The following is an 11,870-nucleotide window of genomic DNA, read 5'->3' as shown; positions in this document are numbered from 1 at the left end:
CTTGTTGTTCAGGCGTACAGCGGGTTGATCTTCTCGGTGTTGATGCCGTACTTGCGGATCGCCTCGGACACGCGCGACAGCGGCACGGTGCCCTCTTCGGCCAGCGCCTTGAGCGCGGCCACGACGATGTAGTGGCGGTTGACCTCGAAGTGCTCGCGCAGCTTGCTGCGGAAGTCGCTGCGGCCAAAGCCGTCGGTGCCCAGCACCTTGTAGATGCGTCCCTTGGGCAAGAAGGCACGGATCTGGTCGGCGTAGTTCTTCATGTAATCAGTGGAGGCGACCACCGGGCCGGCATAGGGTTCGAGCTGCTGGGCCACGAAAGGCACACGCGGGGTCTGCTCGGGGTGCAGCAGGTTCCAGCGCTCGCAATCTTGGCCCTCGCGCGCCAGTTCGTTGAAGCTCGGGCAGCTCCACACATTGGCCGACACGCCCCAGTCGCGTTCGAGCAGTTCTTTGGCGAAGATCGATTCGCGCAGGATGGAGCCGCTGCCCAGCAGGTTGACCTGCGGCGGCATCTTCGCCCCTTCTTGCAGCAGGTACATGCCCTTGATGATCTGTTCCTCGGTGCCGGGCTTGAGGCCGGGGTGGGCGTAGTTCTCGTTGAGCAGGGTGATGTAGTAGAAGACGTTCTCCTGCTTCTCGACCATGCGCTTGAGACCGTGCTGCATGATCACGGCCACTTCGTGGGCAAAGGTGGGGTCGTAGCTCACGCAGTTCGGGATCGTGCTGGCCAGGATGTGGCTGTGGCCGTCCTCGTGCTGCAGGCCCTCGCCATTGAGCGTGGTGCGCCCCGAGGTGCCGCCCAGCAGGAAGCCGCGCGCCTGCATGTCGCCGGCGGCCCAAGCCAGATCCCCGATGCGCTGGAAGCCGAACATCGAGTAATAGATGTAGAAGGGGATCATGATGCGGTTGTTCGTCGAATACGACGTGGCTGCAGCGATCCAGCTCGCCATACCGCCCGCCTCGTTGATGCCTTCCTGCAGGATCTGGCCGGCCTTGTCCTCCTTGTAGTACATGACCTGGTCCTTGTCGACCGGGGTGTATTTCTGGCCTTCGGGGTTGTAGATGCCGATCTGGCGGAACAGACCTTCCATGCCGAAGGTGCGCGCCTCGTCCACCAGGATGGGCACCACGCGCGGACCCAGGGCCTGGTCGCGCAGCAGTTGCGTGAGGAAGCGCACGTAAGCCTGGGTGGTGCTGATCTCGCGCCCCTCGGCCGTGGGCTCGAGGACAGCCTTGAAGGTCTCCAGCGAGGGCACGGTGAAGCTCTCGGTGCTGCGCGGCCGGCGCTTGGGCAGGTAGCCACCCAGGGCCTTGCGGCGCGCGTGCAGATACTTCATCTCCGGCGTGTCGTCGGCCGGCTTGTAGAAAGGAATCTTGGGCAGCTCGCTGTCAGGAATCGGGATGTTGAAGCGATCGCGGAAGTAACGGATGTCCTCGTCCGAGAGCTTCTTGGTCTGGTGGGCCGTGTTCTTGCCCTCTCCGGCCTTGCCCATGCCGTAGCCCTTGACCGTCTTGACCAGGATGACGGTGGGTTGGCCCTCGTGGTGATAGGCACGGTGGAAGGCGGCATAGACCTTCTGCGCGTCGTGCCCCCCGCGGCGCAGCGCCCAGATGTCCTCGTCGCTCATCTTGGCCACCAGCTCCAGCGTGCGCGGGTCACGGCCGAAGAAATGCTTGCGCACATAGGCCCCGTCGTTGGCCTTGAAGGCCTGGTAGTCGCCGTCGAGCGTGTCCATCATGATCTTGCGCAGGGCGCCATCCTTGTCGCGCGCCAGCAGGGCGTCCCATTCGCGCCCCCACAGCAGCTTGATCACGTTCCAGCCCGAGCCGCGGAACTCGCCTTCGAGCTCCTGGATGATCTTGCCATTGCCCCGCACCGGACCATCCAGGCGCTGCAGGTTGCAGTTGACGACGAAGATGAGGTTGTCGAGCTTTTCGCGCGCGGCCAGGCCGATGGCCCCCAGGCTCTCCGGCTCGTCCATCTCACCGTCGCCGCAGAACACCCACACCTTGCGCTTGGAGGTATCGGCAATGCCGCGCGCGTGCAAGTACTTCAGGAAGCGAGCCTGGTAGATGGCCATCAGCGGGCCCAGCCCCATCGACACCGTGGGGAACTGCCAGAACTCGGGCATCAGCTTGGGGTGCGGGTAGCTGGAGATGCCCTTGCCGTCGACCTCCTGGCGGAAGTGGAGCAGTTGCTCCTCGCTCAGGCGCCCTTCCATGAAGGCCCGCGCGTAGATGCCCGGCGCGCTGTGGCCCTGGATGTAGAGCAGATCCCCGCCATGGGTGCCTCCCTCATCGGTGTCGTCGGCGTGCCAGAAATGGTTGAAGCCCACGGCGAACATGTGGGCCAGCGATTGAAAGGAGCTGATGTGCCCCCCCAGATCCCCCCCGTCGGGCGGATTGAGCCGGTTGGCCTTGACCACCATGGCCATCGCGTTCCAGCGCATGTAGGCGCGCAGTCGGCCTTCCAGCTCCAGGTTGCCCGGGTTGTGCGCCTCTTCCGAGGGCTCGATGGTGTTCACATAGCCCGTCGTGGCCGAGAACGGCATGTCCACGCTGTGCTGGCGGGCCTCCTCGAGCAATTGCTCGAGCAGGTAGTGCGCGCGCTCGGGGCCTTCGCGCTCGATGACGGCCGTCAGCGCATCGAGCCATTCGCGGGTTTCCTGGGCGTCGGCATCGTTGGCCGCCGGGGCGGCGGGGGGTTGGGGCATCGCGGACATGCTTGTCTCCAGCTCATGGGTTGACTGCCTCCCGGTCGGCCGTGCGCATCACGCGGTGCGGGACGCGGTCACGCGCATGCGCGGCCGCGCCCACCGCCGGGTTCCAACGCGAGTGTGGCACAGATCGCTGTTTTTTCAAATAGTGCGAGCAGTTTTCACATAATAAAATCATGTCGAACGCCCGTTCTTTTCCCCTCTGATCCGGCGCCCGCGCCACGGTGACGGCCCACTGTGGCGCAGCCGCGCAGGCTCCACAAGGGGCCTGTCCCGCACCTGGGATCGGAGCAGCCCCGCAGCGGCTGCCTGCGGCGGTCGAGGCAACGCCGGGCCGCTCCCCGGTTTGCTTGCCCCCCACGGGGGGCGGGCCGGGTTCGGCCCGGCGCTGGGAGCACTCGATAATTCCGGATATGTCCGTGCCCCATTCCGAGTTCCGTTTGAGCACCCACGAGACGGGGTCACCCCCGTCCAAGCGGCGCCTGCTGCGCGCCTGGTGGCGCCGCCAATCGCCCGCCCGCCAGGACCGGTTCGCCACGCTTGGCCCGCTGGTGTCCGTGCTGCTGTTCCTGGCGGCCATCATCACGGCGTTCTGGTATTTGCGCATCGAGGAGATCGAACGCGAGCAGGAGTCGGTCAAACGCGACACCGAGGTGGCCCAGCACCAGATCCGCCTGCGCCTGATCGAGAACCAGGAGCAGCTCGTGCGGCTCGCACGCGAGGTCACCACCGGCGCGATCGATGCCGACGAGTTCATCGGCCAGGCGACGACCCTGGCGCGCGAGCGCCCCGAACTGGTCAGCCTGAGCTGGCTGCAGGCCGACCGCACCCGGCATGCCAGCCATGTCTCGCCCAGCCACAGCTTCATGGGCAGCCGCTATGCCGAAACGCCGGCCCCGGCCTCGTCTGCGGCCTCGGCCGACGGCCTGGTGCGTAACGAGCCCGAATGGGCCTTCGAAACCGCCCGCGAACTGCGGCTGCCCGTGTACTCCCGACCCTACGCCACCGAGGCCGGCTTGCACGTCGTGCAGGTCCAGGTACCGCTGGTGGACCGCGCCACCTTTGCCGGCACCGTGGTGGCCGAGTATTCGGTCGAGGCCCTGTTGCGCTACTTCGTGCCCACCGAGGTAGCCAACCGTCACGGCATGATGCTGCTCGACGCCAACGGCCGCGTGCTGGCCAGCACCGTCTCGCGCGACCCAGGGCGGGAAGCCCGCCGCGACGCCCTGCATCACGACATCCCGGTCGCGCCGGTGGGCAACGGGCTGATCCTGCGGGGCGTGGGCTACCGCACCTCGGTGGGACTGATCAGCAACACGCTGTTCTGGATGGTGACCGCGCTGAGCGTGCTCACCGTGTGGATGCTGTTGGGCACTTGGCGGCACATGCGCCGGCGCCTGCAGGTGCAGCAGGCGCTGGTGGCCGAGACCAACTTCCGCCGTGCGATGGAGAATTCCATGCTCACCGGCATGCGTGCCATGGACATGGAAGGCCGCATCACCTACGTGAACGCCGCGTACTGCTCGATGACGGGGTTCTCCGAGGCCGAGCTGGTGGGGCGCACGCCCCCCTTCCCTCACTGGCCGCCCGACCGCATGGAGGAAAGCCGCCGGTTGTTCGAGCAGGAGCTGCAAGGGCGCAGCCCGCCCGGAGGCATCGAAGTGCGCGTGATGCGCAAGGACGGCACCCAGTTCGATGCACGCATGTACGTCTCGCCGCTGATCGACGCCAAAGGCAACCAGACGGGCTGGATGACCTCGATGACCAACATCACCGAGGCCAAACGCATCCGCGACCAACTCTCCGCCTCGCACGAACGCTTCACCACGGTGCTGGAGGGGCTGGATGCCGCCGTCTCGGTGGTGTCGGTGCAGCAAGGCGAGCTGCTGTTCGCCAACCGCTCCTACCGCCTGTGGTTCGGCACCGACGGCAAGGGACATGCCCTGCTGGCTGGCGCCCGGGAGTCCGAGTCCGTGCCGGTGCTGCCCGACACCGATGACGAGTCCGTGGACCATTTCGGCGGCCTGCCCACGCAGGAGCTGACCGAAACCGGCTCGGACCCACGCGAGGTGTACGTCGAGTCGCTCGGACGCTGGTTCGACGTGCGATCGCGCTACCTGCAGTGGACCGACGGCCGGCTCGCCCAGATGCTGATCGCCACCGACGTGACGGCCCGGGTGCGCGCCGAGGAGCAGGCCGCCCGCCAGGCCGACCAGGCCCAGATCACCAGCCGCCTGGTCACGATGGGCGAGATGGCCTCGTCGGTCGCCCATGAGCTCAACCAGCCGCTAACAGCCATCTCGAACTACTGCAACGGGATCATCTCCCGGGTCAAGGCCGGCGGGATGAAGGACGCCGACCTGCTCGCCGCACTGGAGAAGACCGCCAGGCAGGCCCAACGCGCCGGGCAGATCATCCACCGCATCCGCGCCTTCGTGAAGAAGAGCGAGCCCCAGCGCCAGCCCTCGCAAGCCCGCGAGATCGTGGACGACGCCGTCGAACTGGCGATGATCGAGCTGCGGCGGCGCAACGTGAGCATCCACACCTATGTCGCCCAGCGCCTGCCGCCCTTGATGGTCGACCCCATCCTGATCGAGCAGGTGCTGCTCAACCTGCTGAAGAACGCGGCCGAGGCTATCGACAGCGCCAAGCTGCCGCCGTCGCGTCGCAACATCGAACTGCGGGTGGTGCCGCGCCATACCTCCGACGAGGGCGGCGTGATCGAGTTCAGCGTCACCGACTCAGGCCCCGGCCTGAAGGAGGAGGTGCTCGGCCGGATGTACGAGGCCTTCTTCTCGACCAAGTCCGACGGCCTGGGCATCGGCCTGTCGCTGTGCCGCTCGATCATCGAGTCGCACCATGGCCGGATACGGGCCGAGAACTTATACAATGGTCCGAGCGTCGTCGGCTGCCGGTTCAGCTTCACCTTGCCGGTAGAGATCTCCAACCCTAGCTGAATGCACCCATGAGCCTGATCCCCAAGAAAGGCACCGTCTATGTCGTCGATGACGACGAAGCCGTGCGCGACTCGCTGCAATGGTTGCTCGAGGGCAAGGACTACCGTGTCAAGTGCTTTGACTCCGCCGAATCCTTCCTCTCGCGCTTCGACCCGCGCGAGGTGGCCTGCCTGATCGCCGACATCCGCATGGACGGTATGAGCGGCCTGGAACTGCAAGACCGCCTGATCGAGCGACGCTCCCCCCTGCCCATCGTCTTCATCACCGGCCACGGCGACGTGCCCATGGCCGTGAACACGATGAAGAAGGGGGCGATGGACTTCATCGAGAAGCCCTTCAAGGAAGAGGAACTCGTCTCCCTGGTCGAGCGCATGCTCGAGCAGGCTCGTACGCTGTTCGCCCAGCAGCAGGAAGCCGCCAGCCGCGACGCCCTGCTCTCGCGCCTGACCACCCGCGAAGCCCAGGTGCTCGATCGCATCGTCGCCGGCCGGCTCAACAAGCAAATCGCCGACGACCTGGGCATCAGCATCAAGACGGTGGAGGCGCACCGCGCCAACATCATGGAAAAACTCAACGCCAACACCGTGGCCGACCTGCTCAAGATCGCCCTGGGCGCGCAGGCCAAGGTCTGACGCCTGCCCCCATCCCGAGGCCGCTGTGACAGCGGCCTTTTTCGTTTCCGGCATCGCACTCAAGGACTCCCCATGACCGCAAGACTCATCGACGGCAACGCCCTGTCCCGGCAGATCCGCGCCGACGTGGCCCGCCGGGCCGCCGCCCTGTCCGCCCAGGGCCATACCCCCGGGCTCGCGGTCATCCTGGTGGGCGACAACCCGGCCTCCCAGGTGTATGTGCGCAACAAGGTCAAAGCCTGCCAGGACAACGGCCTGCACTCGGTGCTCGAGCAGTACCCGGCCACGCTGTCCGAGGCCGACCTGCTGGCGCGTGTGGAGGCGCTCAACCAGGACCCCGCGATTCACGGCATCCTGGTGCAGCTGCCCCTGCCGCCTCACATCGATGCCCACAAGGTCATCGAGACGATCTCTCCGCTCAAGGACGTCGACGGCTTCCATGTAGCCAGCGCCGGCGCGCTGATGGTCGGCCAAAGCGGGTTCAAGCCCTGCACGCCCTACGGCTGCATGAAGATGCTCGAATCCATCGGCTGCGACCCCAAGGGCAAGCATGCCGTCGTGATCGGCCGCTCCAACATCGTCGGCAAACCCATGGCCCTGATGCTGCTGCAGGCTCACGCCACCGTCACCATCTGCCACAGCGCCACGCCGGACCTGGCCCACCACACCCGACAGGCCGACATCATCGTCGCGGCCGTGGGCCGGCGCAACGTGCTCACCGCCGACATGGTCAAGCCCGGCGCGGTGGTCATCGACGTGGGCATGAACCGCAACGACGATGGCAAGCTCTGCGGTGACGTGGACTTCGACGGGGTGTCGAAGGTGGCCTCGGCCATCACCCCCGTGCCCGGTGGGGTTGGACCGATGACCATCACAATGTTGCTGGTCAACACCCTGGAGGCTGCGGAACGCGCGGCCCGGATGCGATGAATCCGAACCCTCTGCTCGACTTCACCGACCTGCCCCGTTTCGATGCGATCCGGCCCGAGCATGTCACGCCGGCCGTGAGCGAACTGCTCGCCGCCGCCAACGAGGCCCTGGAGCGTGCCGTCAGCGAAGCCGTGCCGGCCGACTATGAGGCCCTGTCGGCCGTGCTCGACGTGGCCACCGAACGCCTCGGGCGCGCCTGGGCAGCCGTGAGCCACCTCAACTCGGTCGCCGACAGCCCGGCGCTGCGTGCGGCCTACAACGAGAACCTGCCGCGCATCACCGAGTTCCACACCCGGCTGGGCGCCGATGAACGCCTGTACGCCAAGTACAAGGCCGTGGCCGCCAGCCCGGCTGCGCGTGAGCTGCGGCCGGCACGACGGCGTGCATTGTCCAACGCGATACGCGACTTCGTGCTCTCAGGTGCCGAGCTGCGCGGGCCGGCCAAGGTCCGCTTCGCGCAGATCCAGGAACGCCAGGCCGAGCTGTCGCAGAAGTTCTCCGAGCATGTGCTCGACGCCACCGACGCCTATGCCTATTACGCCGGCGAGGCCGAGATGGCCGGCGTGCCCGACGATGCGAGGGAGGCTGCGCGACAGGCGGCCCAAGCGGACGGGCGCGACGGCTACAAGCTCACGCTGCAGTTCCCGAGCTATTTCCCGGTGATGCAGTACGGGCAGGACCGCTCGCTGCGCGAGCGGCTCTACACCGCCTATGTCACCCGCGCCTCCGAGTTGGGTGAGCCCGAGCACGACAATTCCGCGCTGATGCGCGAACTGCTGGCCCTGCGCCAGGAGGAAGCCGAGCTGCTGGGCTATCGCAACTTCGCCGAAGTGTCCCTGGTGCCCAAGATGGCCGAGTCGCCGCAGCAGGTGCTCGACTTCCTGCGCGATCTCGCGCGCCGGGCACGGCCCCATGCCGAGCGCGATCTGGCCGAACTGCGCGAGTTCGCCCGCGCCGAGCTGGGCCTGCCCGAACTGGCCGCCTGGGACCTGGCCTATGCGTCCGAGAAGCTCAAGGAGAAGCGCTACGCCTTCAGCGACCAGGAGGTGAAACAGTACTTCACCGAGCCCAAGGTGCTCGAGGGCCTGTTCAAGATCGTCGAGACCTTGTTCGAGGTGGCCATCCGCCCCGATACCGCCCCGGTGTGGCACCCCAGCGTGCGCTTCTTCCGCATCGAGCGCGGCGGGCAGCTCGTGGGCCAGTTCTACCTCGACCCCTACGCCCGCCAGGGCAAGCGTTCGGGCGCCTGGATGGACGACGTGCGCGGCCGCTGGGCCCGACCCGATGGCCGCCTGCAGACCCCGGTGGCCCACCTGGTGTGCAACTTCGCCGAAGGTGTGGGCGGCAAGCCGGCCCTGCTCACGCACGACAGCGTGCTCACGCTCTTCCATGAGTTCGGCCACGGGCTGCACCACCTGCTCACCCAGGTCGACGACATCGGCGTGGCCGGCATCTCGGGCGTGGAATGGGACGCGGTGGAACTGCCCAGCCAGTTCATGGAGAACTTCTGCTGGGAATGGGAGGTGCTCAGACACATGACCGCCCATGTGGACACCGGCGAGCCGCTGCCGCGGGCCCTTTACGACAAGATGGTGGCCGCCAAAAACTTCCAGAGCGGCCTGCAGACGCTGCGCCAGATCGAGTTCGCGCTGTTCGACATGCGCCTGCATGCCGAGCCTGGCAGCCAGGAACGCATCCAGCAGGTGATCGACGAGGTGCGCGCCGAGGTGGCCGTCTTCCCGCCACCACCGTTCAACCGCATGCAGCACAGCTTCTCGCACATCTTCGCAGGCGGCTATGCGGCCGGCTACTACAGCTACAAGTGGGCCGAGGTGCTCAGCGCCGATGCCTACGGAGCCTTCGAGGAGGCCGGTGTGCTCGACGTGACCACCGGGCGGCGCTATCGCGAGCAGATCCTCGAGGTGGGCGGCAGCCGCCCGGCCGAGGAAAGCTTTCGCGCTTTTCGCGGCCGGGAGCCCCGCATCGACGCCTTGTTACGCCACCAGGGCATGGCCTGAGCTAGCATCCGCCTTGATTCGACGAGGAGGGCGCATGAAGCGAACGGTTCGACGCGAGGCCTTCGGCCTGCTGTTCGGCCTGCTGGCCAGCACGGCTGCACACGCCACGTACAAGGTCGTGGGCCCGGACGGCAAGATCACCTACACCGACCGGCCGCCTGCGCAGGCGGGCCAGGTGCGTGCCGTCGGCACGCCGGGCAGCGGCGGTGCGTCCGGCCCCGACGCGGCCCTGCCCTTCGAGCTGCGCCAAGTCGTGGCGCGTTACCCCGTCGTGCTCTACACCTCGGGGGATTGCCAACCCTGCGATGCCGGACGCAACCTGCTGCGCCAGCGCGGCATCCCGCACACCGAGTACAGCATCACCACCGCCGCCGATGCCGAGGCCCTGAAGAAACTGGCCGGCAGCAACGAGGTGCCCCTGCTCACCATCGGCGCCCAGCGGATCAAGGGCTACTCGAGCAGCGACTGGAACGGCTACCTCGATGCGGCGGGCTATCCCAAGCAGTCGCGGCTGCCTTCCGGTTATCGTTTTGCCGAGGCCACGCCCCTGGCGCCCCCGGCACCTGCCCCGGCCGCCCCCCCCGAGGCGCGCCCTGCCGATGGTCAGATCAGCCCGGCCGCACCGTTGCCGCCAGCTGGCAACGCGCCCCCCGGCTTCCGCTTCTGATTACCCTCCCGCAGCGCAGCCGGCGGGTGCGCCCGCCGGCGCCACGGCTTTTCAGAAGCTGAGCGCACGCACGCCTTCGGGCGTGCCCAGCAGACACAGATGGGCCCGGTGGCGGGCGAAGATTCCCACGGTGACCACCCCGGGCCACTGATTGATCTCGGTTTCCATCGCCAACGGATCGTCGATGCGCAGGCCGGCCACGTCGACGATCAGGTTGCCGTTGTCGGTCACCACCCCCTCGCGCAGCTTCGGCTGCCCCCCCAGGGCGGCCAGGCGGCGCATCACCTGGGCCCGCGCCATCGGAATCACCTCCACCGGCAGTGGAAAGCGTCCCAGGGTGGGCACCAGCTTGGAGGCATCGGCAATGCAGACGAAACGCTGCGCCAGATCGGCCACGATCTTCTCGCGCGTGAGCGCGGCCCCACCGCCCTTGATCATGTGGCCTCGGTGGTCGATCTCGTCCGCCCCGTCGATGTAGACCGGCAGCGACGTGACCTCGTTGGCGTCGAAGACCGGGATGCCGTGTGCCACCAAGCGTTCAGTGCTGCGCACCGAGCTGGACACCGCTCCCTGGATGCGGTCCTTGATGCGGGCCAGCTCGTCGATAAAGCAGTTCACCGTCGAACCGGTACCCACGCCCACGATGCTGCCGGGCACCACATGCTCGATGGCCGCTCGCCCCACCAGGGCCTTGAGTTCGTCTTGCGTCATGGGATCGAAGGGCCGCAGTGCCCGCGCGTTTGAGACAATCCCGCGATTATCCCGGACCGACCGCCCATGTCCCTCTTGCCCTACGCCCTCGCCCGCCCTTTCCTCTTCGGCCTGGATCCCGAACACGCCCATGAGCTGACCCTTGCCGCGCTGGCACGCACGCAGCGCACACCGCTGGCCTGCGTCTATGGGCAATCGCGCGTGGACGATCCGGTCACCGTGGCGGGCCTGCGCTTTCCCAACCGGGTGGGGCTGGCGGCCGGACTGGACAAAAACGGCCGCTGCATCGACGGCCTGGCCGCCCTCGGCTTCGGCTTCATCGAGGTGGGCACCGTCACACCGCTGCCGCAGCCGGGCAACCCGAAGCCGCGCATGTTCCGCCTGCCGCAAGCCGATGCGCTGATCAACCGGCTGGGATTCAACAACGACGGGCTCGAGGCCTTCTTGGACAACGTGCGCCGCTCGCGCTTTCGCGACAGCGGCGGCATCCTGGGTCTGAACATCGGCAAGAACGCCAGCACGCCGATCGAGCGCGCCGTGGACGACTACCTCATCGGGCTCGAAGGCGTCTTCCCGCACGCTGACTATGTCACGGTGAACATCTCCTCGCCCAACACCCAGAACCTGCGTTCGCTGCAGTCGGACCAGGCCCTGGACGAGCTGCTGGGCGCGCTGCAGGCGCGCCGCCAGGCGCTGGTGCAGGCCCAGGGCCGCTCGGTGCCGATGTTCGTGAAGATCGCCCCCGATCTGGACGAGGCCCAGATCGGCGTGATCGCCGCCTCCTTGCGGCGCCATGGCATCGACGGCGTGATCGCCACCAACACCACCATCGAGCGCAAGGCGGTCGCCCATCTGCCCCACGGGCAGGAAGCCGGGGGGCTGAGCGGCCGCCCGGTGTTCGATGCCAGCAACCGCGTGATCGCCGCCCTGCGGGCCGCCTTGGGCCCGGACTATCCCATCATCGGCGTGGGCGGCGTGATGAGCGGGGAGGACGCCCGCGCGAAGATCGCTGCCGGGGCCGACCTGGTGCCGGTACCGGTCGATGACGAAGGGATGATGGTGGAGGAAGGACTGCGGCTGGCTCCGCAGTTCCGGCTGGCGTTCGTCACGCCTTCCCACCAGCAGCCCCTGGGCAGCACCCTGAGCCTGGAGCGCCGGCTGGCGCTGCTGGAGGCCGCCCGCCAGGCCGGGGCGTGGATCGTCGAGGACGACTACGACGGCGAGTTCTGCTACCA

General features: G+C 67.4%; 7 protein-coding genes and 1 pseudogene. 6 read left to right on the top strand and 2 right to left on the bottom strand.

The annotated features are described in order from the left end of the window. Window positions 1-8 precede the first annotated feature (8 nt). Entirely contained in the window at window positions 9-2,726 is a 2,718-nt protein-coding gene (aceE, locus tag ACK42S_RS01675; protein ID WP_409702583.1) for a pyruvate dehydrogenase (acetyl-transferring), homodimeric type, read from the bottom strand. Window positions 2,727-3,133: 407 nt separating this feature from the next. Here aceE and ACK42S_RS01670 point away from each other — a divergent pair, with 407 nt between their 5' ends. The 5 genes from ACK42S_RS01670 to ACK42S_RS01650 all read left to right on the top strand — a co-directional run bounded on the left by ACK42S_RS01670 (window position 3,134) and on the right by ACK42S_RS01650 (window position 9,924). Next, the gene (locus tag ACK42S_RS01670; protein ID WP_409702581.1) at window positions 3,134-5,677 is read left to right on the top strand and encodes a PAS domain S-box protein; all 2,544 of its coding nucleotides are present in this window, start codon (window positions 3,134-3,136) and stop codon (window positions 5,675-5,677) included. Between the two features lie 8 nt (window positions 5,678-5,685). Then, window positions 5,686-6,309, top strand: a complete 624-nt coding sequence (locus tag ACK42S_RS01665) for a response regulator transcription factor (protein ID WP_409702579.1) — start codon at window positions 5,686-5,688, stop codon at window positions 6,307-6,309. Window positions 6,310-6,381: 72 nt separating this feature from the next. Further along, entirely contained in the window at window positions 6,382-7,239 is an 858-nt protein-coding gene (gene folD, locus ACK42S_RS01660; RefSeq protein ID WP_409702577.1) for a bifunctional methylenetetrahydrofolate dehydrogenase/methenyltetrahydrofolate cyclohydrolase FolD, read from the top strand. Then, window positions 7,236-9,257 (top strand): M3 family metallopeptidase, encoded by a 2,022-nt coding sequence (locus ACK42S_RS01655; protein WP_409702575.1) that lies wholly within the window; start codon window positions 7,236-7,238, stop codon window positions 9,255-9,257. Before folD ends, ACK42S_RS01655 begins: the two co-directional genes overlap by 4 nt. 34 nt (window positions 9,258-9,291) lie before the next feature. Continuing rightward, complete coding sequence (locus ACK42S_RS01650; protein ID WP_409702573.1) at window positions 9,292-9,924, top strand: glutaredoxin domain-containing protein; 633 nt, start codon at window positions 9,292-9,294, stop codon at window positions 9,922-9,924. A gap of 51 nt (window positions 9,925-9,975) precedes the next feature. On the opposite strand, the gene rpiA is transcribed toward ACK42S_RS01650, so the two are convergent. Beyond that, window positions 9,976-10,635 (bottom strand): ribose-5-phosphate isomerase RpiA, encoded by a 660-nt coding sequence (gene rpiA / locus ACK42S_RS01645; protein WP_409702571.1) that lies wholly within the window; start codon window positions 10,633-10,635, stop codon window positions 9,976-9,978. 66 nt (window positions 10,636-10,701) lie between these two features. On the opposite strand from rpiA, the pseudogene ACK42S_RS01640 reads away from it, so the two are divergent. Beyond that, a pseudogene (locus ACK42S_RS01640) lies at window positions 10,702-11,670 on the top strand (quinone-dependent dihydroorotate dehydrogenase); the annotation flags it as partial. Window positions 11,671-11,870: the final 200 nt, after the last annotated feature.

Source organism: Caldimonas sp. (assembly GCF_046289365.1).
In the GTDB taxonomy this organism is placed as follows: Bacteria; Pseudomonadota; Gammaproteobacteria; order Burkholderiales; family Burkholderiaceae_C; genus Caldimonas.
This window is presented reverse-complemented; position numbering and strand designations above follow the sequence as displayed.